Below are 25,380 nucleotides of genomic sequence, written 5' to 3'. Positions count from 1 at the left end.
ACCTTGCTGAACTGTAATAAATAATTTATTTTTGTCCAATAACTGTAACGGTTATTCAGGACTAGTCAATCTTGTCTATGAAAGCTCCCAAATCACTTTGGAAATAAATCGGAGGGGCCCAAAATAGTCCTGTCACATCAAGTGGCAGATTATCAATAAATTAGTGCGACACCTTAGTACCCTTGGTAAACATTTTCGCGAAAAATAAAAAATACCTTGCCTTTAAAGGCAGCCTATTTTTTATTATATTTCAATAAAGTTTGTACAGCTCCTGTCACTGTCGCAGCAACCGGCTGTATATCAGCAAATTGGTGCGACAGGACTGTTTTATTCGTGAAAAAAAACGTTTTTCTTCCTCTTTTTTTCACGGGGCAGATCTTTTCGTCCCGATGCCGTGCTTGCTGACCCTCTGACGAAGTGCTTCGTCTCCTCCCCAGAAAGCACTGCATGACACCCTCACAAAGTACTGCGTCGGGACTTCAGGAAGTGCTGCGTGGCAGCGGAAGGGAATAGACATTTCATTACCGATTCATTGCCGGCTATCGCAGCCGGTTGCCGCATTGAAAAGAAACCCGCCATTGAAGTGAACTTTATCACGGACGGGCAACTGATGGCTTTGATTTTATGTCGGACTTGTACTAAAAATAAATCACACATGATAGAAAAAAACGTCATTTGACATCTATGAATAATTTTTCTACCATTTTTGATTAATTTGTATAATACCTTCTTCTTTTTTATCGTCTACATTTGGCCACGATTTAATACTCATATTATTAATTTAAAAAAATAAAATGAATGATGAAATCTAATTCCTGCAAAAACAATCGACGAGCCATGATGGCTCTGCTTCTTTGCACAGGATTCATTGCCATGCATCCTTTGGCAATGTCAGCTAAAGAAGATGTTTCATCACTGAACGTGGTGCAACAGCAGAAATCCGTGACCGGTGTAATCAAAGATGCAACAGGTGAACCCGTAATCGGAGCCAATGTACGTGAACAGAGCAACCCGACAAACGGAACCATCACCGACTTGGATGGTAAGTTCAGTTTGTCCGTTGCCAAAGCAACCAAACTGGAAATCTCCTTCATCGGCTACAAGACGGTGGTGGTAGATGCCGTACCGGGAAAGCCGGTCGATGTAGTACTGGAAGACGACACCGAAATGCTTCAGGAAGTGGTGGTAGTCGGTTACGGTACAATGCGTAAAAAAGACCTGACCGGTTCGGTTGTACAGATTAATGCTACCAAAGTGGCCGACCAGAACCCGACTTCCGTTCAGGACGTATTGCGCGGAACACCGGGTTTGCAGATCGGTTACGACGCATCCGCGAAAGGAAGCGATGCTTCCATCCAGCTGCGTGGTCAGAACTCTTTGGGAACCAATGCCAGCCCGATGATTGTATTGGACGGTATGGCTTTCTACGGTGAGCTTTCCGAAATCAACCCCGATGACATCGCCCAGATCGACGTATTGAAGGACGCCTCCTCCGCCGCCATCTACGGAGCCAAGGCTGCTGCCGGTGTCATCATCATTACGACCAAGAAGGGTAAAGAAGGCAAGCCTATCATTAATGTAAGCGCCAACCTTTCGGTGGCCAGCAAGTCGGACTACCGCGACTTCTACGATGCTGCCGGATACCTGAAGTTCCATCAGGACTGGCGTAAGATGTTCTATACTTACGCACAGGGCGACGACGGTCTGTACGGGTACTACCGGGCAAAAGACAAGTATGGCAACCTGATGTATCCCGAAGGCTACTACGACGACCCCCGCACTATGTCGGCAGACGACCAGAACGCCTGGATGACCAACGTGGGTTCCAACGGTATCGGCCCCAGCGAAGGAGAAACGGCTCTGCATTTGTTCGCACGCCGCTTGGAATTTAGCAATTCTCCGATGATGATGGAAAACTTCCTGAACGGACGTATGGTAGACTGGAACGACTATACCTTCCGCACCGGTTTCAATCAGGACTACAATGCCAGCATTTCGGGAGCTACCGAGCGTGTGAACTACTACTTCTCATTGGGCTACATCAACAACGAAGGCGCCGTGCAGGGAAATGAATACAACGCCTTCCGTTCCAACATGAAACTCAACGCCAAGATTACCGATTGGTTGGAAGTAGGCGCCAATGTCAACTTCCAGGATCGTTCGGACGGCGATATTCAGGTGGATTTGAGTGGCAACTATTGGAACAACAACATGCTCCGCAACTCGCCCTATGCCTCCATATATGACGAAGAAGGCAAATATGAACAATACCCCATGACCGGTCTGCCTACCAACAGTGGTTACAACTACTACAATGACCGTCAGTACTACGATTTGGAGAAAGGTTACACGGTATTGAACACCATCTTCAATGCCAAGGTTACCCTGCCCGCAGGCTTTACCTACCAGTTCAACATCGCTCCCCGCTACCAGTGGTTCTACGACCGCTACTGGATGTCGGCCGATCTGCCCAATGCTTCCGCCTCCAGCCGAGGCGTAAACCGCGGATGGAGCAAAAACTTCGACTGGAACTTGAATAACACAATCACATGGGATAAAATATTCGGTGAGCATCATTTCACCGCTACGTTGGTACAGGAAGCGGAAGAACACCGTTATTGGAGTGACAACATCAACGCACGCAACATCACGCCGAGCGATGCCCTGGGCTTCCACTACACACAAGGTGCCGACAAGACACAGAGCAGCTTCAGCACCGACGACAGCCACTATACAGCCGCTTCCTACTTAGGCCGTCTGTTCTACAGCTTCAAAGACCGCTACATGCTCACCGGTACGTTCCGCCGCGACGGTTACTCCGGTTTCGGCGCCAACAATCCTTGGGGTAACTTCGGTTCAATCGGCGTCAGCTGGGTATTCTCGGAAGAAGGCTTTATGGCCGGCACCCATGACTGGTTGGATATGGGTAAATTACGTCTGTCCTGGGGTACCAACGGTAACCGTGAATTTGGAAACGTCTACTCCACCCTCGCCAACCTGGCACTGGCAGGCGGTAACATGGTTTACTACCAGAACGGGAACTCCAACGTGGTCAACCCGCTTTACATGAACCGTCTGGCTGCGCCCAACCTCGAATGGGAAAAAACGAAGGCATGGAACGTCGGTCTGGATCTCTCGTTCTTAGAAGGACGACTGACCGCCAACATGGACTACTACTTCAAAAAGACAACAGACATGATTATGAGCAAGCGTCTGCCTAATTTCTCAGGCTTCGGTTCCATCATGGCTAACTTGGGTGAGGTACAGAACCAGGGATTTGAAATTGCCCTGAACTCCACCAACATCCAGAACAAGGACTTCACGTGGAATACCTCTGCCGGCTTCTCCATCAACAAGAACAAGATCAACCACATCTATTATGACTACGACGAAGACGGCGTAGAAAGAGACGACACTTCCAACGGGTGGTTCATCGGCCAGCCTATCGGTACCATCTGGTACTACGAGACAGACGGTGTCTGGCAGAACACGCCCGAAGACATCAAGGCTGCTGCGCTGGTAGGCCAAGAGCCGGGCGATCCGAAAGTAGTGAACCGCTATACCGAAGACGACCAAATACAAGCCGATGGTACCCGCATCCCTGTCTACAACGACAACGATAAGGTTTATCAGGGTACGACCGCTCCTCCCATCTACTGGAACCTGCGCAACGACTTCACGCTGTGGAAAGACCTGACGCTCTCCATCTCGTTCTACTCGTACATGGGCCACAAGAGCAGAGCCGGCTACTGGCTGAATCAGGAAAACGGCGGTTCGGTGGTGAGCAACGGCTTCAATGTAGCTGCCCGCGAATACTGGACTCCCGACAATCCGACCAATGACTACTGCCGTCTCGAGTCCGTAGGTCCCAATACAGGTCTGGCCGGTGGCGTGGACAAAGTGTACAACCGCAGCTTCGTTCGTTTAGACGACATCACCATCGGTTACAACCTGCCCCAGAAGTGGACCAAGAAATTTATGATAGACCGTATCCGCCTCACAGCAAGCTGCAAGAACGTTTGTACTTTCGACAGTTGGGAATATGGTGACCCCGAAACCGGCGGATTAGCCACACGCACCTTTAACTTTGGTATCAACGTAACACTCTAAATACTGAAAAAACATTATGAAAACAAGAAATACACTATTTGCAAAAGGATGTATGGTGCTGGCTTCGGCTGCCCTGCTGACCACCGGCTGCTCGGACGACTTCCTGAAGCAAGACCCGCTGTCGTTCTACAACCCACTAAACACCTATACCACCGAATCGGGTCTGAAATCGGCCTTGGCCATGTGCGACTACGGACTGAAGGAAATGCTGATGGACGGGAACAGCAATTGTCTCCCGATGGCTTCCCTCTACTTTATGACCGATATCGGCCTGTATGCCAAGACCGATGCCAACCCTATACAGGCAGACTTTGCCAACCTCATCACTCCGACTTCCGGTATGGCGGATGGCGGTGATTGGAACGCCATGAAGCGCTTCTGGAACCGTACATGGAACAGCGTCACCTTTGCCAACACCATCATCTCCAACGTAGATAAGGTGGAAGGCTTGGAGCAGACCCTGCACGACGAATACTTGGGCCGTGCCTACTTCCACCGCGCATACGCCTACTATCACGGCGTACTGCTGTTCGGCGACATCCCTTTGATTTCCAAACTGACTGAGGTGCCCAAGCAGAACTATAAATCGACCAGCAAGGAAGCCATCTTCCAGATGCTGGTACACGACCTGGAATTTGCGGTAGAACATGTTCCGCCCCAAAGTCAAATCGGCTACATCGGTACGGTCAACCAGGAAGCCTGCATGCAGCTGCTCATCAAATGCTACCTTGTAACAGGCGAATACAAGAAAGCCGAAGATATGGCAACCGACCTGATTAACAATCACGGTTTGCAATTGATGCAGAATCCTTTCGGAACCAACGTACCTTCAGGCAATCCCGAAACCTGGCCGGTAGAACGCAACGTGATGTGGGATTTGCATCGGGGCGTAAACGTCACCGACGCTTCCAATACAGAAATGATTATGCCCATCTTGAATTACTATTCGGAAGGCTTCATTCAGTATCCGCAGATGCGAGCCATGTGCGTACATTGGAGCAACGGCGACATCGTAGATCCGCATAACATCGGTTCTCCGACCTACAACTATGCCCGCAATGATGGCAAGTACAATCCAAAGTTAGACTGGGTACGTGCCTTGGGTCGCGGTATCGGTTGCTTCCGTACTTCCTACCACTACAACCAGACCATCTGGAATTACGACGGTGAGACAGACTGGCAAGACCTGCGCCACAGCCGTGAAAAAGGGAACTGGGTAGAAATGACTGACCTGGTATATAACAACCCTGCTTCAGACTTTTATGGCCAGCACATGATGCTCTATGCACCGGAAGACTATGGATGGGATGAAACAAAAAATGAGCCTCTCATCAAAAAAGGAGGATTGCTTTGTAAAGATACCATCCGCAGCTGGTACCCAATTCCTTTATACAAGGTTTACATCCTCGACCAAAGTGCAGAAGAAAGCATGGGTGCCAACCAATTTAACGGTGCCACTAAAGGTAATGCCGTATCCAACGGCAACCTGTATCTGTTCCGTCTGGCTGAGACCTACCTGCTCCGTGCCGAAGCCAAATTCTATCAAGGCAATGCAACCGGTGCAGCCGAGGACGTCAATGTAATCCGTCGTCGTGCCAATGCCAAAAAGATGTTCACGACCGTCACTATCGGTGATATTGCCGACGAACGTGCCCGCGAACTGTACTTGGAAGAATGGCGTCAGCCTGAGTTAGCCCGTATTTCCTGGTGTCTGGCCAAGAGCGGCAAGCCTGATGAATGGGGCGAGACCTATGACCTGAACACGTGGGACAAACAAAGCGGCACAGACTTGAACGGCGGCAGCTACTGGTACAAACGCTGCACACGCTACAGCTTGTTCAATCACGGGCCTATCTCATCCAAAGAGACCATCAACTATCAAGTTGACAAACGCAACTTGTTCTGGCCGATTCCCAACGATGCCATTACGGCGAACATCGGTGCCCAGCTTCGCCAGAACTATGGATACGACGGTTATGATGCCAACGTATTCATGTTCGATAATTGGGAAGAAGCTGCTGCTGACGAGGAAGCAAACTAATAAAGAGAATTATTTTTAGAATTGATTGTAGCACGAAAAAGGGGGTGAGGCAATAAGTACTTCACTCCCTTTTCTTCTAAAGCCATTCATCATGAAACGATGCCATGAATTACTAAGTCTATGCCTGCTTCTGCTCTGCGCCGTTTCCTGCATGCAGAAAGAGACGGTCAAGCCTATCCGCTCCGGTGAAATCTGGCCCGACAATCAAGGGGTGCATATCAATGCACATGGAGGAGGAATGCTCTACTACAAAGGAACCTATTACTGGTATGGAGAAAACAAATCGGACTCGACCAGCAAGGCGATGGTAGGCATCATGTGCTATTCCTCCCAGAACCTCACCGACTGGAAAAACGAAGGTACCGTATTGCCTGTGGAACTGAATGACACGACCAGCGACATCATACAGGGCTGCGTCATGGAGCGCCCGAAAGTCCTCTACAACGCAAAGACAAGGAAATTCGTCATGTGGTTTCATCTGGAGCTGAAAGGCAAAGGATATGCAGCCGCCCGTTCGGCGGTGGCTGTAAGCGACTCACCGACCGGGCCGTTCCAATATCTTCGTTCGGGCCGCATCAATCCGGGAATACTGCCCTTCGACATGACAGCCGGCCAACGCAGCATCCTTGACACGCTTCAGCCGGAACACTTCAGGGAATGGTGGACACCGGACTGGTACAAAGCCGTAACCGAAGGCCTTTTCCTGAAACGCGACTTACAGGGAGGACAGATGGCACGCGACATGCAGCTCTTCGTGGACGACGACGGGAAAGCATATCACATCTATTCTTCGGAAGACAACCTGACCCTGCAAATAGCCGAACTCAGCGAAGACTACCTGAGCCATACAGGCAAGTATGCGCGCATGGCACCCGCCGGACACAACGAAGCTCCCGCCATCTTTAAGAAAGACGGCATCTACTGGATGATTACTTCGGGATGCACAGGCTGGGCTCCCAACGAGGCGCGCATGTTCTCGGCACCCGGCATCTGGGGGCCTTGGACTCAACATCCCAATCCCTGTATCGGGCCGAATGCCGAACTGACCTTCGGCGGACAAAGCACATTTGTACTGAAGGTTCCCGGCAAGGACAATGCCTATCTGTTCATGGCCGACATCTGGAGACCGAAAAAGCCGAGCGACGCACGCTACATCTGGCTGCCCATACAGTTCAAAAACGGAATACCTTACATTGAGTGGATGGACAGCTGGACACTCGATTCTTTTTTTGAATGACTGCTGACCTTACATCGCTGTTTATTTGTAAATTTGCGCAAACTAAAAAAGACAGACAGAATCATGAAAAACAGAATTATTGCATTCATCCTACTGTTATCTGCTTTTACTCCTTCCTTTGCAGAAAAAACAGAAGAAAAAGATTTAACGGCCTATCTCTTCGTCTACTTCACCGGCAATCATATCAGCCAGGAAGCCGTATGTTATGCGGTCAGCATGGACGGATATACTTATTGGGCTCTTCATAACAACCAACCGGTCATCGACTCGAAAGTCATCAGCTCTACCGGGGGTGTACGCGACCCGCACATTCTGCGTTGTGAAGACGGAAAGACATTCTATATGGTGGTGACGGATATGGTATCGGGCAACGGATGGGATTCCAACCGTGCTATGGTGCTGCTGAAATCGACCGACCTGATACACTGGTCACACTCGGTCGTCAACATGCAGAAGCGTTATGAAGGCCAGGAAAAGCTGAAACGGGTATGGGCTCCGCAAACTATTTATGACCCTGAAGCGCGGAAATACATGGTCTACTGGTCTATGAAATACGGCGACGGCCCCGACGTCATCTATTACGCCTACGCCAATCCCGACTTCACCGACCTTGAAGGCGAACCCAAGCCGCTGTTCGTTCCCGCCGACAAAAAATCGTGCATCGACGGTGACATTGTTTATAAAGACGGTACCTATTACCTCTTCTATAAAACAGAAGGAAACGGGAACGGCATCCGTGTAGCGACGACATCCGGCTCTCTGACTTCCGGCTTGTGGAAGGAAAACAGGGAATACAAGCAACAGACGAAAGAGGCTGTGGAAGGGGCAGGCACTTTCAAACTCATCGGACAGGATAAATACATCCTGATGTATGACGTCTATATGAAAGGGGCGTATCAGTTTACGGAAACGCCCGATCTGGAGCACTTCAAAGCCATCGACGAGGAGGTAAACATGGACTTCCATCCCCGTCACGGTACCATCATCCCCATTACCCGAAGCGAACTGAAACGCATTACCGACAAATGGGGCAAACCGGCCCGGCTGGGTGAGCTTCCGAATAATCCCGTTCTCCCCGGCTTCCATGCCGACCCTGAGATTGTCTATTCCAATCTGACCGGGAAATACTACATTTACTCGACAACCGACGGACATCCCGGATGGGGAGGATGGTATTATACCGCCTATTCTTCCAGTGACTTGAAGGACTGGGTCGATGAAGGCATTGTGCTCGACCTGAAATCCGATCAGGTACTCTGGGCCGACGGTAACGCATGGGCGCCTGCCATTGAAGAGAAAAAGACTCCAAACGGTTACCGCTACTACCTGTACTTCAGCGGCAACCCTAAAAACGGAGGAGGCAAGCAAATCGGTGTCGCCACAGCGGACTCTCCTACCGGCCCTTTCACCGACTCAGGACATCCGATGATTGCCGAATCACCGACAGGAAGAGGCCAGCAGATCGACGTGGATGTATTTACCGATCCCGTTTCGGGCAAGTCCTACCTCTACTGGGGCAACGGATACATGGCCGGTGCCGAGCTGAACAAGGATATGGTTTCCATTAAGAAAAAGACATTGAAGGTGCTGACTCCTCAAGGAGGCACGTTACAGGACTATGCCTACCGCGAAGCTCCCTACGTATTTTATAGAAAGGGCTTATATTACTTCATGTGGTCAGTAGACGATACCGGCTCACCCAACTACCACGTGGCATACGGAACTTCCCAATCTCCATTAGGACCTATCCGGGTAGCAGACGACCCCATTGTGACCATTCAAAATCCTGAAAAGGAGATTTACGGTCCGGCACATAACTCCGTCATCTGTAAACCGGGTACGGACGAATGGTATATTGTCTATCATCGCATCAACAAAAACTACCTTGACAAAAGCCTTTCACCCGGCACACACAGAGAAGTGTGCATTGACCGTCTGGAATTCAATGAGGACGGTACCATCAAACGGGTAGAATTGACAAAATAAGTCTTAATTATCAATTTCAATTAAGTAAAAATACCATGAGAAAAGCAGTAAGCATCGCTCTCTTCCTACTTCTGGCTATCGGTGTGGCAGACGGCCTTTCGTCTTGTTCGCAGGCAACAGGCACGTTTGAAGCAGGAAAAGGCACATTTCTCCTGAATGGAGAGCCTATGGTGGTGAAAGCCGCCGAAATCCACTATCCGCGCATTCCCGAACCGTACTGGGAGCAGCGCATCGAATCGTGCAAGGCATTAGGCATGAATACCATCTGCCTCTACGTATTCTGGAACCTGCACGAACAAAAAGAAGGCATGTTCGACTTCACGGGCAACAAGAATATTGCCAAGTTCTGCCGCTTAGCGCAAAAGCACGGTATGTATGTCATTGTACGTCCCGGCCCCTACGTATGCGCCGAATGGGAGATGGGCGGCCTGCCCTGGTGGCTCCTGAAGAAACAGGATGTACAACTCCGCTCGCTCGATCCCTACTACATGGAGCGCGTAGGCATCTTTATGAAAGAAGTGGGCAAACAACTGGCCGACTTGCAGATTACCCGAGGCGGAAACATCATCATGGTGCAGGTGGAGAATGAATTCGGTTCCTACGGCACCGACAAGCCATACGTATCGGCCATCCGCGACTTGGTACGCGAAGCCGGCTTTACGGACGTACCTCTCTTCCAATGCGACTGGAGCTCGAACTTCACCAACAACGCTTTGGATGACCTGCTTTGGACGGTAAACTTCGGTACCGGTGCCAACATCGAACAACAATTCAAGAAGCTGAAGAAACTTCGCCCTGAAACACCGCTCATGTGCAGTGAGTTCTGGAGCGGATGGTTCGATCACTGGGGACGCAAGCACGAGACGCGCGACGCCGCCACTATGGTGAGCGGTATCAAGGACATGCTCGACCGCAACATCTCCTTCAGCCTCTACATGACTCACGGAGGCACGACTTACGGCTGGTGGGGCGGCGCCAACAATCCGGCCTACTCGGCCATGTGCAGCTCCTACGACTATGACGCACCCATCAGCGAAGCCGGCTGGCTTACGCCGAAGTACTACCAGCTGCGCGACCTGTTGCAACAATACCTGCCGGCCGGACAGACCCTGCCCGAACCGCCCGAAGCCTTCCCCGTCATCGAGATACCGGCCATCACCGAATGGGAAATAGCTCCCCTGTTCGACAACCTGCCCGAACCCAAACAGACGGAGAGCGTCAAACCGATGGAACAATTCGACCAGGGCTGGGGAAGCATCCTCTACCGCACGATGCTGAAGGAAGACATCGCAGGCACACTCCACTTGGACGAGATGCACGACTGGGCACAAGTCTTTGCCGACGGACAGCTGCTGGGACGCCTCGACCGTCGTCAGGGTGAGTTTACCCTTCCGCTGAAGTCGCCTCTGAAGAAGGGCACCCGGCTGGACATCCTCGTAGAAGCTATGGGCCGTGTGAACTTCGACAAGTCTATCCACGACCGCAAGGGCATCACCAAGAAGGTGGAAGTCATTGCCGACGGACAGGCTACCGAACTGAAAGACTGGTCGGTCTACAACCTGCCTCCTTTCTACGAATTTGTCAGCGACAAGAACTATCAGCAGGGACAAGCCGTAGACGAACCCGCCTACTATCGTGCCACTTTCCGCTTGGACAAGACGGGCGATACCTTCCTCGACATGCAGACATGGGGCAAGGGCATGGTTTGGGTCAACGGACACGCTATGGGACGTTTCTGGGAAATCGGACCCCAGCAGACGCTCTACATGCCCGGATGCTGGCTTAAGGAAGGTGAGAACGAAATCATCGTCCTCGACCTGAAAGGCCCTGCCGAGACAAAGGTGACCGGCCTCGAAAATCCCATCCTCGACATGCTCCGCACAAAGGCTCCCGAAACACACCGCAAGGACGGACAGACCCTGAAGCTCCACGCCGAAAAGCCCGTCCACAAGGGTGCCTTCAAGCCGGGCAACGGCTGGCAGGAAGTGAAGTTTGCCGCTCCCGCCCAGGGACGCTACTTCTGCCTGAACGCCACGTCCAACTACGACGGAAACAACATCGCCTCCATCGCCGAGTTCGACGTACTAGATGCCAACGGCAGGCCCGTGCCGCGCGAAAACTGGAAGATTGTCTATGCCGACAGCGAAGAAACGCGCAGCGGCAACCGCACGGCCGACAAGATATTCGACCTGCAAGAGAGCACCTTTTGGCAGACGGTGGACAACACTGCCTTCCCCCATCAGGTAGTCATCGACTTGGGCAAGGAGTACGACATAGGCGGCTTCCGCATGCTGCCCCGTGCGGAGAAAGGTGCGCCGGGCCTCATCAAGGACTATACAGCATACATAAAGACCGGTGATTTCAAATACTAATTAAATTAACTATCGCTATCAACCGGAAGACAAGAGGATGTGCCGCGTGATGCGTGCTGCATCCTCTTTTTTATTCCCGCAGACCCTGACATCTACGTCCTTCCGACCGACGCTTCGCTGAAGAAATCTATACGAAAGCATATACCAGCATTCCCCCAATCGTGAGACCACCCACGACCACCGGCACCCACAGATGAAGCGCCGATTCAGGACGCTTGTACTTACCAATCTGCCGGAAGAGCCAATAACTAAAGCTGGCACTCGCAAAGCCAAGTAAAGCCCCCACCAACAAATCGCCCGGATAGTGAACACCCAAGTAGGCCCGCGAGTAGCACGTCACCACTGCCCATCCGAAAATAAACACCAGAAGCAGCCGATAACGGAAAAGATAAGAGATAAAAAAAACCAGACCAAAGGTGTTGGCAGCATGACATGAAGGAAACCCATACCGTCCGCCGCGATAGCCATCGACGATATGTACCATTCCCGAAATTGGATTGTCCAGATTGGACGGACGCAGTCGTCCCACCCAAGGACGGATAAGCGAGTCCCCTATCTGGTCAGCCAAAACAATGGTAAGCGCAACGGCTACGGCACAGCCCAAAGCCACCTGCCAGCGCAGATTGCGTACAATCACGTAAAGCAGCGAAGCATAAAGCGGCACCCACACGACTTTGCCACTGAAGGCATACATAAACGTGTCCGCCCAGGGGGCGTGCCATCCGTTGATGGCGAGAAGGCAGGCATTGTCTTCCTCAATCAACTGCGTTAAAAAGTCTGTCAACATCGTTTCATTCTATTTGCAAGGAACCCCCTTCGTGACGGTTCGATATAAAAAATTGCAATCTTCGCTCCTTCTCCTGAAAACGGGTCAGTTACGCTTCAGGTATAAATAATCGGTAATCGTGGCAGGCAGTTCGCCCGCATAGTGAGTCACCATAATCAAAGTTTTGTCATTGCGGCGGCAAAAGGCTTCGATGACAACCTTCACCCGACGACGGTTATACGTATCGAGTCCATGCAGAGGCTCATCCAATATCAACAGCTCAGGATCCTTGACAAAAGCACGTGCCAACAACGCCAGACGCTGCTCGCCACTGCTCAGTTGCAGGAAAGGCTTGTCGAGCAGGGAGCCGATGCCAAAAATATCCATCCACCATTCACAAACGGCCATCTCCTCTTCATGGGGACGCTTGTAAAGGCCGATACTGTCGTGCAGGCCGCTGGCGACAATCTCCACTGCCGGCAGGTTCTTCAAATAGGCCCGGTGCATCTCAGGACTGACGTAGCCGATGTGTTTCTTTATCTCCCAGATACTCTCACCGGTACCTCGCTTACGCCCAAAGAGACTGATATCGCAGGCGTAGGACTGCGGATTGTCTGCACAAATAAGACTCAACAACGTGGACTTGCCCGACCCGTTTTCTCCGCTCAAAGCCCACTTCTCGCCACGCTTCACCGTCCAGTCGAGATCCTTCAGGATAGTGCGATCACCGTAACGGATACTGACCCGATTGAGCCGTACCACCTCGGAGGAAGTGAAGTTTGTATGGGTATAGGGAAGGGAGAGAATGCGCTGCTGCAAAGTTTCCAGACGTTGGCACTCATCAGCAGCCTGTGCTTCGTCGAACTTACGATAGGCTTCCAGATAGTCGGCACGGCTCATCTTCCCGCCAACCCGCATGTCCTTTACAGGTATCACGTGGGTTATAAAAGAAGGAATGTCATCGAGCATCGAAAGCACCGGAACCAACTGAAGCGAGTGCATGCCGGCAAGGCGTGTCAGAAGGTCGTTCAGTAAATCGCGCGTACCTGCATCGAGGCCGATAAAGGGATTGTCCATCACCAAGATGCGGGGAGAAGTCAATAAGGCTTTAGCCAGCTGAAACTTACGCAACTCACCGCTACTAAGCAGAATGATTTTCTTGTCAAGCAAAGGTTCGATGCCAAACAACTCGAACAACCGGCGACGGTATTCTTCATTCTTTACCTCGCCTAACTGTTGGCGCACGGTAGGAGCCTCGTCCTGGTCGTGGGCATTCCAACGTTGCTGATAATAGTAATTGGCATCGGCACTGCCATAGGTATCTCGGAAAGCTATATAGCGGATATTTTCGTAGGCTGAAAGTGAAGAAGATGGGCGAAAGTCATAGGTCAGGGCACCTTCACGCAACGGATATTTCCCGGTCAGCATGTCTACCAGCAGACTTTTACCCGCTCCGTTGGGGCCAACAATGGCAACGTGCTCCCCCACTCCGAAAGCTACATCGACAGGCGCCGCAAGCCTTACCAGCGGGTTGCGTGCCACGCCCTTTTCTATACAGATTGTTTGTTGTTCACTCATTTCTGTGTCACGTTGTTTGTATTCAACGGCGAAGATACAACATTTTTCATATACACTCATCAAATCCGCATGAGTTTGAATACGGATATACGCTCACTACTTCATCCCATTTTTATTTATTTAAACAGAAACTGTCTATGGCATCTCCACAAAGTGCTTTCTCACCCTTTCAGGAAGTGCTTCCTTACCGGCTCAGAAAGTGCTTCGTTATAACCTCACAAAGCACTGTGTCAGACCGCCAGAAAGCACTGTGTCAGGATGCCTGCCAACAGAAGATGACAATTCCACGCCTTACCTGCACAGACTTCTTCAGCGTATTACAGGCTTTTCAACTTCAGCACCAGCGAGTCACATACCTGGCTGAAAGCAGCCCGGTTGGCCTCACTGACAGGCTTCTTGGGCTGGGACTTAATGGTAAGCGGATTGACGGGACGTCCGTTTTCATAGACACGGAAATCGAGATGAGGGCCGGTGGAAAGTCCCGTAGAACCGACGTAACCGATGACCTCCTTCTGTTTCACCGTAGAACCCACCTTCAAACCCTGGGCAAAACGGGACAAGTGCATGTAGGTCGTAGTATATGTACCATTGTGCTTGATTTTCACATAGTTTCCACCGCTGTTCGCTTCATAGCCCTTGGCGGTGACCCTACCGCTCCCGATGGCATAGACGGGCGTACCCACAGGGGCGGCATAGTCCACACCGTGATGGGCACGGTAACGCTTCAGCACCGGATGATAGCGGCTGTTGGTGAAACGAGAAGAGATGCGGTAGAAGTCGAGCGGAGCCTTCAAGAAAGCCCCTTCGAGGCTGTTGCCACGCTCGTTGTAATAGAGTTCTTCCCCATCCTGAATGAAAGGAATGGCGTAATACGTGCTGTCCGATGCCCGGAAAGAAGCAGCCAGAATGTGGAAGTTATCAAGCGCTTTACCGTCCACAAATTCCTGTTCGTAGATGACGCGGAACTCATCCTGCTTTTGCAGGCCAAAGAAATCAATGGTCCATCCAAAAATATGCGACAGGACGATGGCCAACTGGGGTGACGCGCCGTAACACTGCATAGCCACCCATAGCGACGACTCCACTTGTCCCTTGACCGTCTGTGTGCGCCACTCGGCGGGATTTTGCCCGCGACTGACAGCCAAGTCACCACGCAGATCGAATACGATATACGATTTGGGGTCTTCTTCATAAACGAAAAAATGCGGAGGAGCCAGACTGTCCTGCTTGCTAAAGAACAAAGCATAGGTTTGCCCACTGCGGATGCGGCGGACATCGAACACCCCACGAGCCTTCTCGCCCAAGTGGTGCACCGTAACCGCAGGCACGCCGTGCCCGCTCAAGATGGAACCGAGGTTCTGGCGTGGCTGCACAATGTCATACTGCACCTGGTAGCAGTCGGCCGGAATGCCATATTTGCAGACTACTTCCTGCACTTCGACCGAGTCGGCGACAGCCACTTCGTCAAGGTTTTCTTCTTCCTCGTGACAGGTAGGAAGGAAAAACAGAGCCGCCGCCACCGCCGCAAGCACGAGCAGGGCGACCAGCCAGAATCTTTTGTTGCTGAACTTAAACACTTCTTTTTTTAATTGAAAAGAGTGGATAATCGAAATTTATTTCCAGGCAATGAGAGCCGATTGGGCAGGCACCGTCAGTTCTGCACCCGACACTTTGGCCAAACCGTCCTCATTGATACATCCGTCCTTGCACACAACGGTATAACTACCCTGAGGCACGGCTACACGTGCCGGCTCGCGACGTGAATTGAGCACAACGACAATATCTTCCCACATATCGCCACCGGCATGTTCTTTCAGGCGCCATGCCACTACATTCGTACCTTCAACAGGCAAGAACTCCAAATGACAGCGTACAAGATCGGCATCTCCCAAACGGAAGGCCGGATGGTTCTTGCGCAACTGTATCAGACCCTTGTAGTAGGCAAAGACATCGGCATGCAGGGCCTTGCGGCTCCAGTCGATGGCGTTGATGGAATCGGGACTCTGGTAACTGTTGTGCACTCCCTTCTTGTCGCGCATCACTTCCTCGCCGGCATAGATGAAAGGAATACCCTGCGAAGTGAAAACCGCTGTCTGAGCCAACTTGTCGAGGCGGGCCAGTTCGTCGTCCTTCATGTCGGGAATACTGGCACGCAGTCGGTCGACAAGACACATATCGTCGTGACAAGATACGTAACTGATCATCTGCGTAGGCTCGGCTGCCCAAGATGCCCGGCTATAATTAACGGAATCGTTGCACACCTGTGGATGCTGTACGGCACCCGCAATGCCGAACTTAATACTCTCCTCGCCACCCGGCAAACCTGCCAGAAAGGCACCCTGTCTGTTGTCGTTGAAGGGGCCGCGAAGGGCGTCGCGCATCTCGTCGCTGAAGGCGGCGATACCCGGCATACGATACGTATTAGCCTTCATAGCCAACGAGTCTTGAGGAAGTTGAGGAGCCTGGGCGGCCCATCCCTCGCCGTAGACAACGATGGAAGGGTCAACGGCTGTCAGTGCAGCCCGTATTTCGTTCATGGTCTTTATGTCGTGAATACCCATCAGATCAAACCGGAAGCCGTCAATGTGATATTCGTTCACCCAGTATAGTACAGATTCAATCATATACTTCCGCATCATGGGACGATCACTGGCCGTTTCGTTACCGCAAGCTGAAGCATCGGCATACGTACCGTCGGGCTTCTGGCGATAGAAGTAACCGGGAGCCGTGCGTTCAAAGTTACTGCCGGCGATATTGAAAGTATGGTTATACACAACATCGAGAATGACACGGATGCCGGCTTTATGGAATGCCTGCACCATCTGTTTGAACTCACGAATACGTGCAGCGGGGTCATAAGGATCCGTTGAGTAAGAGCCATCAGGAACGTTATAATTCTGAGGGTCATATCCCCAGTTGTATTGGTTCTCGCTCAGTTTCGTTTCGTCCACGGAAGCATAGTCATAGGAAGGAAGCAAATGAACATGAGTAACTCCCAATTCCTTCAAGTGGTCGATACCCGTAGCCAGCCCTTCGGGAGAACGGGTTCCTTCTTCAGTCAGAGCCAAAAACTTTCCCTTATGCTCAATACCCGATGTCGGCGAAACGGAAAAATCGCGGTGATGCATCTCATAAATCACAATATCGGCAAAAGACCGGAGTGGCGGACGGCGGTCGTCAATCCATCCTTCAGGGTCGGTAGTCCTCATATCAATGATGGCAGCACGCTTGCCATTCACACCAACTGCCTTAGCATTGATACCCGGCGTATCTCCCAACCACCGATCATCCATTTTTATATTAAAGGTATAGAACTTACCCAACAGATTCTCTTTCACCGTAGCGTGCCAAACACCTTCTTCACCTGCCTCCATACTGACCGTCGCGTAGGCATGGCCGCCTTCACCTGCTTCATAGAGCATAAGACGTACTTCGTCTGCGGTAGGCGCCCATACGGAAAAATGGGCAGCTTCAGAAGTACACTCCATCTCTGTCAAGCTGCCCGAACGCACGGGATAAAGCTCATAGGAGGCATATTCGTTCTTCACGGATGTACAACCGGCAGTCGTTGCCACCGCCACCCCTACAATGATTAAATCGTTCATTTTCATGGCTTCCATCTTCTATATTATGTATAATTTATCCTCCCTTCACCTTATCGGGATTTTTGGCAATAAAGTCTTTCCACCCATGATAGGCCTTCTCCGCCATAGGACGCCCCATCTGCAAATAATGGCAGTAGGCAGCCGCCATCGCGTCTGTAGCATCCATAAAAGCAGGCATCTGGCTTTTGTCGAAACGAAGCATGCGCTGCAACATATCGGCCACTTGTTCTTTCGAAGCCTGCCCATTACCGGTAATAGCCATTTTAATCTTAAGAGGAGCATATTCGGTGATAGGAATGTCACGACTTAGGGCAGCAGCCATAGCAACTCCCTGGGCACGCCCCAATTTAAGCATGGACTGGACATTTTTACCGAAAAAGGGCGCTTCAATAGCCAACTCATCGGGCAGATAGCTCTCAATTATTCCCAGTACCCGCTGGTGGATATGCCTCAGTTTAAGGTAAGTATCTCCTGCACGTCGCAAATCAATGACTCCCATAGCCACCATTTCGGGGTTGGTGCCCGTCACACGCAACACTCCGTAGCCCATGATATTAGTACCCGGATCGATACCCAAAATAACCTTTTCCTTGACTGATACTATCACTCTACCTCCTCCATCAACGTCGGAAATCCTACCACCTTGTCTTTAAATAGTCGAAGCAGCTCTTCATTGAGCTTCACGCCTTGTTCGCGATGCCAACGATGAAGCAAGGCCGAGCTCTCCACCTCGAACTGAACAGAATAACAGGAACTTCCTTCTTCACGATGACTCAGAATACGCAGGATACGCGGTAAACGCAGCATGCCTCCCTTTTCCACTTCGGGCAGGTAGAATTCTCTCATCCAAATAAGGAAATATTTCTCCTGTTCATCCTCCACATGATACGTTGTATTATATACCAACATAATTCTATCGCTATTTTTTTCTGCAAACATAGCAATTATTTCAGAAATATACATTATCTTTGCACCATCAAAACGAAAGCAAACGCTGCAAACGTTTACATTTTGGGGTATTAGCTCATCTGGCTAGAGCGCGACACTGGCAGTGTCGAGGTGAGCGGTTCGAGTCCGCTATGCTCCACGCAAAGTCCTTGAAAACGGAAGTTTCAAGGACTTTTTTCCTATCTTTCCCACACATAGCGGAACGATGTGACAAGAAAGTTGTATCTTTGCAACGTTTTCAAACCAAGACGGGAATTCAAAAAGACAACAACGATATGATAGCTAAAATCAACGAGCTTCTGCAGGAAGTGGAAGCACTGACGGCCTCCAACATCGGAGAACTGGAGGCGCTCCGCATCAAGTACCTCAGCAAGAAGGGAGCCATCAACGAACTGATGGCAGACTTCCGTAATGTGCCCGCTGAACAGAAAAAGGAAGTGGGCATGAAGCTAAACGAACTCAAGAACAAGGCACAGGAGAAAATCAACGCCTTAAAGGAGCAGTTCGAAAGTAAGGACACGGGGTGTGAAGACCTTGACCTGACACGCACCGCCTACCCCATCGGGCTGGGCACACGCCATCCCCTGTCCATCGTCAAGAACGAAATCATCGACATCTTTGCACGTATGGGCTTCAGCATCGCCGACGGACCCGAAGTGGAGGACGACCTGCACGTATATACCAAACTGAACTTCGCTGCCGACCATCCGGCACGCGACATGCAGGACACTTTCTTCGTGAACGTGAATCCCGGCGACGTAACCAAGAACATCATCCTGCGCTCGCACACCAGCTCCGTACAGGTACGTACTATGGAGCATGCCGAGCCGCCCATCCGCATCATCTGTCCGGGACGCGTGTACCGCAACGAGGCCATCAGCTACCGTGCACACTGCTTCTTCCACCAGGTAGAAGCTCTCTACATCGACAAAAACGTATCTTTCACCGACCTGAAGCAGGTATTGCTGCTCTTTGCTCAAGAGATGTTCGGCAACGAGACAAAAATACGTCTACGTCCGTCGTACTTCCCCTTCACGGAGCCAAGTGCCGAGATGGACATCAGCTGCAACATCTGCGGCGGCAAGGGATGTCCCTTCTGCAAAGGCACAGGCTGGGTGGAAATCCTGGGATGCGGCATGGTAGACCCCAATGTACTCGAAGTCTGCGGCATCGACAGCAAGGTCTACTCCGGCTATGCCTTGGGTATGGGTATTGAGCGCATCGCCAACCTAAAGTATCAGGTGAAAGACCTGCGCATGTTCTCTGAAAACGACACCCGCTTCTTGAAGGAATTCGAAGCGGCCCGATAAGGAGGAAAGAAAAGGGTGAAAGACAAGCTCATCACTCCGAGTTACTGCTTCATCATAGCAGCCAACTTTCTGCTCTACTTCGGCTTCTGGCTGATGATGCCCGTGCTTCCCTTTTACCTGACGGAAGTATTCGGAGCAGACAAGTTCACGATGGGGCTCGTTCTGTCGTGCTATACCATCGCGGCCCTGTGCATCCGTCCTTTCTCAGGCTACCTGCTCGACACGTTCGCCCGAAAGCCCCTCTATCTGTTGGCCTATTTCATCTTTACGTCCATCTTCGGCGGCTATTTGCTGGCCGGCACCCTGACCCTCTTCATCGCCCTGCGCATCGTTCATGGCGTGTCGTTCGGTATGGTGACGGTGGGCGGCAACACGGTGGTCATCGACATCATGCCCTCGTCGCGTCGTGGCGAAGGATTGGGCTATTATGGGCTGGCTAACAACATAGCCATGTCCATCGGGCCCATGATGGGCCTCTTCCTGCATGATGCGGGCATCGGCTACACATGGATTTTCTGCGCTTCGTTAGGATCGTGTTTGGTCGGTTTCTGTTGTGCCTTGCTGGTTAAGACGCCCTACAAGACGCCCGTAAAGCATGACCCCATCTCGCTCGACCGCTTCATCCTGCTTAAGGGACTTCCTGCCGGAGCCGGCCTTCTGCTTCTGTCCATCCCCTACGGTATGACAACCAACTACGTGGCCATGTATGCCCGCCAAATCGAGATAGACGCCTCCACAGGCTTCTTCTTCACCTTCATGGCACTGGGCATGGCTGTGTCGCGCCTCTTCTCCGGGCGACTGGTGGATCGGGGCAAGATTACGCAAGTCATATCCGCAGGACTGGTGTTGGTGGTATTCAGCTTCTTCCTGCTGGCCGCATGCGTGTACATTACCCGTTGGGACAGACAGGCCTGTACGGTGGTGTTCTTTACCATCGCCCTGCTGCTGGGCATCGGCTTCGGCACTATGTTTCCTGCCTACAATACCCTGTTCGTCAATCTGGCGCCCAACAGCCAGCGCGGCACCGCCACATCGACTTACCTCACGTCGTGGGACGTGGGCATCGGCATCGGCATGCTGGCCGGCGGATATATTGCCGAAATCAGTACCTTCGACAAGGCTTACCTTTTCGGCGCCTGCCTGACGGTGGTATCCATGCTGTACTTTAACCTGAAAGTGGCACCCCACTATCATCGAAACAAACTGAGATGAGAAAGAAAGAACGATACGAAAAGATACTGGCCTGGTTCAGAGAAAGCCAGCCCGTAGCCGAAACAGAGTTGCACTATAGCAATCCTTTCGAGTTGTTGATAGCCGTCATTTTGTCGGCACAATGTACGGACAAGCGGGTAAACATGATTACGCCACCGCTTTTCCACGACTTCCCCACCCCCGAAGCGCTGGCCGCCACCACGCCCGAAGTGGTGTTCGAATACATCCGAAGTGTGTCCTACCCCAACAACAAGGCCCGCCACTTAGTGGGCATGGCACAGATGCTCGTCAAGGACTTCGGAAGTCAGGTGCCCGACACGCTGGAGGAACTCATCAAGCTGCCCGGCGTAGGACGCAAGACAGCCAACGTCATCCAATCGGTCGTGTTCAACAAGGCTGCCATGGCGGTGGATACACACGTTTTCCGCGTAAGCCACCGGCTGGGACTGGCAGGCCCAAATTGTACCACCCCGCTGAGCGTGGAAAAGGAGCTGACAAAGCATATCCCAGAGGCTGATATTCCCATCGCCCACCACTGGCTCATCCTGCACGGACGCTACGTGTGCCAAGCACGAACACCCAGATGCGACGCCTGTGGCCTGAAGACGTTTTGCAAGGATTACGAAAGAAGAACGGGATTAAAAGAAGTAAAAAGTTAATTTACAAGGGAATATCCAACATATTTTTAACTTTCAAGACTTAAAAAAAACGCCCGCTGCGAACATATTATAGAAAATAATGCTAACTTTGCGGGCAAGTAAAGCGAGAATATTCGTAACACTTTTAAATAAAATAGCGCATTATGACAATTAATCAATTCAACTTTGCCGGTAAGAAGGCATTTGTCCGTGTGGACTTCAATGTGCCCTTGGACGAGAATTTCAACATCACAGATGACACCCGTATGCGTGCTGCTCTTCCTACACTGAAGAAGATTCTGACCGAAGGCGGTAGTTTGATAATCGGCTCTCACTTAGGCCGTCCGAAAGGCGTAGCCGAAAAATTCTCCCTGAAACACATCCTGAACCACCTGAACGAGCTGCTGGGCATTGAAGTCCAGTTCGCCAACGACTGCATGGGTGAAGAAGCTGCCGTAAAGGCTGCTGCTCTGCAACCGGGTGAAGCTCTCCTGCTGGAAAACCTGCGTTTCTATGCCGAAGAAGAAGGCAAACCCCGCGGTCTTGCTGAAGACGCTACCGACGAAGAGAAGAAAGCTGCCAAAGCTAAAGTAAAGGAAAGCCAGAAGGCATTCACCAAGAAGTTGGCTTCGTATGCCGACTGCTACGTGAACGATGCTTTCGGCACTGCTCACCGCGCACACGCTTCTACGGCACTCATCGCACAATATTTCGACAAAGACCACAAGATGTTCGGTTATCTGATGGAAAAGGAAGTAAAGGCTGTAGACAAAGTGCTGAACGACATCCACCGTCCATTCACCGCCATCATGGGTGGTTCGAAGGTTTCTTCCAAGATTGAAATCATCGAAAACCTGCTGAACAAGGTAGACAACCTCATTATCGCCGGCGGTATGACTTATACTTTCACCAAGGCTATGGGTGGCAAGATCGGTATCTCCATCTGCGAGGATGACAAACTTGATTTGGCCCTCGACTTGATGAAAGAAGCCAAGGAAAAAGGCGTAAATTTGGTGTTGGCTACCGATGCCAAGATTGCAGACTCTTTCTCTAACGATGCCAATACGAAGTTCTGCAAGGTAAACGAAATTCTTGAAGGATGGGAAGGTCTCGATATAGGTCCTGAGAGTGAAAAACTCTTCGCCGATGTTATCAAGAATTCCAAGACTATCTTGTGGAACGGCCCGACAGGCGTATTCGAATTTGACAACTTCACACACGGTTCTCGTGCCGTAGGCGAAGCTATCGTAGAAGCTACGAAGAACGGTGCCTTCTCACTGGTAGGTGGCGGCGACTCTGTAGCTTGCGTCAACAAGTTCGGCCTGGCCAGCGGCGTATCTTACGTATCGACGGGTGGCGGTGCATTGCTCGAAGCTATCGAAGGGAAGGTTCTTCCGGGTATTGCTGCTATCAACGAATAAAACTAATCACCAACCGAAAGAGGGCGTGTCCGCTTCGATACGCCCTCTTTCTTTTTTAATGCCTCATGAGAAAATTGCTGATACTATGGTTTGCCTGTATTTTCATGGTTACTGCCTCCGCACAAGACAAACAGGAAGATGAGAAAAAATCACAAGCCATGACACTGACCCACATCGTGAACACACTGAAAGAGCGTATCACGCTGGAAGGATACATCCAAATGGGATATACCTATAACGACCAACCCACAAGCAAAACCAACACATTTGATATCAAGCGTGCCATCCTCATGGCTCGCGGACGCATCACCGATCGTTGGTCGTGCTACTTCATGTACAGCCTGGCCAACTCACCCAAATTACTGGAAATGTACACCGAATATCATTTTCTACCGGAAATCGGCGTGCGCATCGGACAATTCAAGACGATGTATTCCATCGAAAATCCTATGTCGCCCAGTGCCCTCGAACTGATTAACGTCAACTCACAGGCTGCCAATTACCTCGCCGGATACAACGGAAGCGACCCGCTCTACGGATCGACTACCGGCCGCGACATAGGGCTGATGATTTACGGCGATTTACTTAAAAGCCTGTTGAGTTACAAAGTGGCCGTCATGAACGGACAGGGCATCAATCTGAAGGACGGTAACAACCAGAAAGATATTGTGGGTAATCTGATGATCAATCCATTGAAATGGTTATCCGTAAACGGTTCTTTCGTCAAGGGAAAAGGTTGCGCTGTAGCCACTTCCGACGTTAACCCGGACATTCAGGTGGGCGATAGCTATACACGTAACCGCTGGTCGACAGGCTTCAAAATTAAGCTCAAACAACTTGATCTGCGCAGTGAATATCTGGCCGGCAAAGACGGTAGCGTGAAGAGCCAGGGTTATTATGCCACGACTAACATTCACCTTGTTAGTAACAAGGTGGATCTCATAGCCTCTTACGACCACCTCAACAAGAACAAGGCCAAGGAGAACAAACAAACCAACTACATAGCCGGCCTACAATGGTGGTTTTACCCCAAATGCCGCCTGCAGGTGCAATATACCTATTGCGACCCACATCTGGGCGAAAGCTCCAATCTGCTGCAAACCCAAGTGCAAGTACGATTTTAATTCCTTGGACATTCAAACTTTACTGCCATGAACTACGACCAGATTCTTCAAGAAATTTATCATGAGATACAACCGTATGCCCAACAGGGAGAACCAGCCTCCTATATTCCCGATTTACTGAAGGTAAACCCCGATCGCTACGGCATTTGTCTGCATACCCTTGACGGACAAAGCCATGCTATGGGCGATTGCAATGAACGGTTTGCCATTCAGAGTATTTCGAAAGTTTTTGCGCTGGCCATGGGCTTTGCCCGATTAAACGACCGCTTGTGGCAACGCATCGGTGTGGAGCCTTCGGGCAACGCCTTCAACTCCATTTTTCAGTTGGAGTTGGAGCATGGCATCCCCCGAAATCCTCTCATCAATGCGGGAGCACTGGTTATGACCGACATTCTTCTCTCAACTCTGGAATACCCCGAACGTGAATATCTGGCTTTTGTACGCAGCCTCTGCGAATGTGACTCCATCCAGTACGACGAGAGTATGGCTGCCTCAGAGCGAGACAGCGGCTACTTGAATGCGGCTATCGTGAACATGCTAAAGTATTATGGTAACATCGAAAACGACGTGGAGTGTGTGCTCCGCTTCTATTTCCGCCAGTGTTCAGTCAAGATGAACTGCCGCGAGCTGTCGCGTGCTTTCCTGCCCTTTGCCGACCACACGCGCGCCTTCAATTTCGACGGAACCGAACTCACCACCTCACAGGTGAAGCGCATCAACGCCATCATGCAGACCTGCGGCTTCTACGACGAGGCCGGCGAATTTTCCTACTTGGTAGGATTGCCGGGCAAGAGTGGCGTGGGAGGAGGTATTGCCGCCATCTGTCCGCGACAATACTCAGTAGCCGTCTGGAGTCCCCGGCTCAATAAAAAAGGCAATTCGATCATGGGACTGAAAGCACTTGAACTGCTTACGACGAAAACTGCCGTCAGTATTTTCTGATTTTTTAAATACAGAACTTCCACACATCTTGCATTTTAACGAAAAAGCATGCGAATGTGAAAAATGTTTCGTATTTTTGTACCCAAATTG

At 51.0% G+C, this 25,380-nt stretch carries 17 protein-coding genes, 1 tRNA gene and 1 pseudogene; 13 read left to right on the top strand and 6 right to left on the bottom strand.

Going from position 1 to position 25,380, the window contains the following annotated elements:
- Positions 1–517: 517 nt before the first annotated feature.
- The 6 genes and pseudogenes from Q0Z70_RS01060 to Q0Z70_RS01035 all read left to right on the top strand — a co-directional run.
- Positions 518–610, top strand: a pseudogene (locus Q0Z70_RS01060) (IS982 family transposase); the annotation flags it as partial.
- A 191-nt stretch (positions 611–801) separates the two neighbouring features.
- On the top strand, positions 802–4,110 hold the full coding sequence (locus tag Q0Z70_RS01055) for a TonB-dependent receptor (protein WP_298071806.1): 3,309 nt from the start codon (positions 802–804) through the stop codon (positions 4,108–4,110).
- A 16-nt stretch (positions 4,111–4,126) separates the two neighbouring features.
- Complete coding sequence (locus Q0Z70_RS01050; protein WP_298071794.1) at positions 4,127–6,151, top strand: RagB/SusD family nutrient uptake outer membrane protein; 2,025 nt, start codon at positions 4,127–4,129, stop codon at positions 6,149–6,151.
- 151 nt (positions 6,152–6,302) lie between these two features.
- Complete coding sequence (locus Q0Z70_RS01045; RefSeq protein ID WP_298071804.1) at positions 6,303–7,388, top strand: glycoside hydrolase family 43 protein; 1,086 nt, start codon at positions 6,303–6,305, stop codon at positions 7,386–7,388.
- 63 nt (positions 7,389–7,451) lie between these two features.
- On the top strand, positions 7,452–9,374 hold the full coding sequence (locus Q0Z70_RS01040) for a family 43 glycosylhydrolase (protein ID WP_298071792.1): 1,923 nt from the start codon (positions 7,452–7,454) through the stop codon (positions 9,372–9,374).
- Between the two features lie 35 nt (positions 9,375–9,409).
- Entirely contained in the window at positions 9,410–11,746 is a 2,337-nt protein-coding gene (locus Q0Z70_RS01035) for a beta-galactosidase (protein WP_298071790.1), read from the top strand.
- 127 nt (positions 11,747–11,873) lie between these two features.
- On the opposite strand, the gene Q0Z70_RS01030 is transcribed toward Q0Z70_RS01035, so the two are convergent.
- From Q0Z70_RS01030 to Q0Z70_RS01005, 6 genes are all read right to left on the bottom strand, one after another.
- Positions 11,874–12,533 carry a phosphatase PAP2 family protein gene (locus Q0Z70_RS01030; RefSeq protein ID WP_298071788.1) on the bottom strand — a complete coding sequence of 220 codons (660 nt, stop codon included), beginning with the start codon at positions 12,531–12,533 and terminating at the stop codon, positions 11,874–11,876.
- A gap of 84 nt (positions 12,534–12,617) precedes the next feature.
- On the bottom strand, positions 12,618–14,090 hold the full coding sequence (locus tag Q0Z70_RS01025; RefSeq protein WP_298071786.1) for an ATP-binding cassette domain-containing protein: 1,473 nt from the start codon (positions 14,088–14,090) through the stop codon (positions 12,618–12,620).
- 317 nt (positions 14,091–14,407) lie between these two features.
- Positions 14,408–15,667 carry a peptidoglycan DD-metalloendopeptidase family protein gene (locus Q0Z70_RS01020; protein ID WP_298071785.1) on the bottom strand — a complete coding sequence of 420 codons (1,260 nt, stop codon included), beginning with the start codon at positions 15,665–15,667 and terminating at the stop codon, positions 14,408–14,410.
- Between the two features lie 36 nt (positions 15,668–15,703).
- Complete coding sequence (gene pulA, locus Q0Z70_RS01015) at positions 15,704–17,701, bottom strand: type I pullulanase (protein ID WP_298071802.1); 1,998 nt, start codon at positions 17,699–17,701, stop codon at positions 15,704–15,706.
- A gap of 28 nt (positions 17,702–17,729) precedes the next feature.
- Positions 17,730–18,302: a crossover junction endodeoxyribonuclease RuvC gene (gene ruvC / locus Q0Z70_RS01010; protein WP_298071783.1), complete on the bottom strand. Its 573-nt coding sequence runs from the start codon at positions 18,300–18,302 to the stop codon at positions 17,730–17,732.
- The gene (locus Q0Z70_RS01005) at positions 18,299–18,604 is read right to left on the bottom strand and encodes a DUF4286 family protein (RefSeq protein WP_298071780.1); all 306 of its coding nucleotides are present in this window, start codon (positions 18,602–18,604) and stop codon (positions 18,299–18,301) included. Before Q0Z70_RS01005 ends, ruvC begins: the two co-directional genes overlap by 4 nt.
- 104 nt (positions 18,605–18,708) lie before the next feature.
- On the opposite strand from Q0Z70_RS01005, the gene Q0Z70_RS01000 reads away from it, so the two are divergent.
- The 7 genes from Q0Z70_RS01000 (at position 18,709) to Q0Z70_RS00970 (ending at position 25,290) form a co-directional block, all read left to right on the top strand.
- Positions 18,709–18,782: transfer RNA gene (locus tag Q0Z70_RS01000), tRNA-Ala, on the top strand.
- Positions 18,783–18,918: 136 nt separating this feature from the next.
- Complete coding sequence (gene pheS, locus Q0Z70_RS00995) at positions 18,919–19,953, top strand: phenylalanine--tRNA ligase subunit alpha (RefSeq protein WP_298071778.1); 1,035 nt, start codon at positions 18,919–18,921, stop codon at positions 19,951–19,953.
- 15 nt (positions 19,954–19,968) lie between these two features.
- Complete coding sequence (locus tag Q0Z70_RS00990; RefSeq protein WP_298071776.1) at positions 19,969–21,165, top strand: MFS transporter; 1,197 nt, start codon at positions 19,969–19,971, stop codon at positions 21,163–21,165.
- Positions 21,162–21,824 (top strand): endonuclease III, encoded by a 663-nt coding sequence (gene nth / locus Q0Z70_RS00985; protein WP_298071774.1) that lies wholly within the window; start codon positions 21,162–21,164, stop codon positions 21,822–21,824. The genes Q0Z70_RS00990 and nth overlap by 4 nt, the downstream gene beginning before the upstream one ends.
- Positions 21,825–21,964: 140 nt before the next feature.
- On the top strand, positions 21,965–23,224 hold the full coding sequence (locus Q0Z70_RS00980) for a phosphoglycerate kinase (RefSeq protein WP_298071800.1): 1,260 nt from the start codon (positions 21,965–21,967) through the stop codon (positions 23,222–23,224).
- A 65-nt stretch (positions 23,225–23,289) separates the two neighbouring features.
- Positions 23,290–24,348, top strand: a complete 1,059-nt coding sequence (locus Q0Z70_RS00975; RefSeq protein WP_298071772.1) for a porin — start codon at positions 23,290–23,292, stop codon at positions 24,346–24,348.
- A 27-nt stretch (positions 24,349–24,375) separates the two neighbouring features.
- A complete protein-coding gene (locus Q0Z70_RS00970) occupies positions 24,376–25,290 on the top strand; it encodes a glutaminase (protein ID WP_298071771.1) in 915 nt (304 codons plus the stop codon).
- Positions 25,291–25,380 lie beyond the last annotated feature (90 nt).

It is taken from the genome of uncultured Bacteroides sp. (assembly GCF_947632445.1).
GTDB lineage: Bacteria > Bacteroidota > Bacteroidia > Bacteroidales > Bacteroidaceae > Bacteroides.
The sequence above is the reverse complement of the archived record's forward strand: the minus strand, read 5'-3'. Positions and strand labels throughout refer to the sequence as shown.

Bases quoted from the DNA above. Each gene is read 5' to 3' on its own strand.
- Q0Z70_RS01055 (WP_298071806.1), top strand. From the start codon at position 802: ATGAAATCTAATTCCTGCAAAAACAATCGACGAGCCATGATGGCTCTG.
- Q0Z70_RS01050 (WP_298071794.1), top strand. From the start codon at position 4,127: ATGAAAACAAGAAATACACTATTTGCAAAAGGATGTATGGTGCTGGCT.
- Q0Z70_RS01045 (WP_298071804.1), top strand. From the start codon at position 6,303: ATGCAGAAAGAGACGGTCAAGCCTATCCGCTCCGGTGAAATCTGGCCC.
- Q0Z70_RS01040 (WP_298071792.1), top strand. From the start codon at position 7,452: ATGAAAAACAGAATTATTGCATTCATCCTACTGTTATCTGCTTTTACT.
- Q0Z70_RS01035 (WP_298071790.1), top strand. From the start codon at position 9,410: ATGAGAAAAGCAGTAAGCATCGCTCTCTTCCTACTTCTGGCTATCGGT.
- Q0Z70_RS01030 (WP_298071788.1), bottom strand. From the start codon at position 12,533: ATGTTGACAGACTTTTTAACGCAGTTGATTGAGGAAGACAATGCCTGC.
- Q0Z70_RS01025 (WP_298071786.1), bottom strand. From the start codon at position 14,090: ATGAGTGAACAACAAACAATCTGTATAGAAAAGGGCGTGGCACGCAAC.
- pulA (WP_298071802.1), bottom strand. From the start codon at position 17,701: ATGAAAATGAACGATTTAATCATTGTAGGGGTGGCGGTGGCAACGACT.
- Q0Z70_RS01005 (WP_298071780.1), bottom strand. From the start codon at position 18,604: ATGTTGGTATATAATACAACGTATCATGTGGAGGATGAACAGGAGAAA.
- pheS (WP_298071778.1), top strand. From the start codon at position 18,919: ATGATAGCTAAAATCAACGAGCTTCTGCAGGAAGTGGAAGCACTGACG.
- nth (WP_298071774.1), top strand. From the start codon at position 21,162: ATGAGAAAGAAAGAACGATACGAAAAGATACTGGCCTGGTTCAGAGAA.
- Q0Z70_RS00975 (WP_298071772.1), top strand. From the start codon at position 23,290: ATGAGAAAATTGCTGATACTATGGTTTGCCTGTATTTTCATGGTTACT.
- Q0Z70_RS00970 (WP_298071771.1), top strand. From the start codon at position 24,376: ATGAACTACGACCAGATTCTTCAAGAAATTTATCATGAGATACAACCG.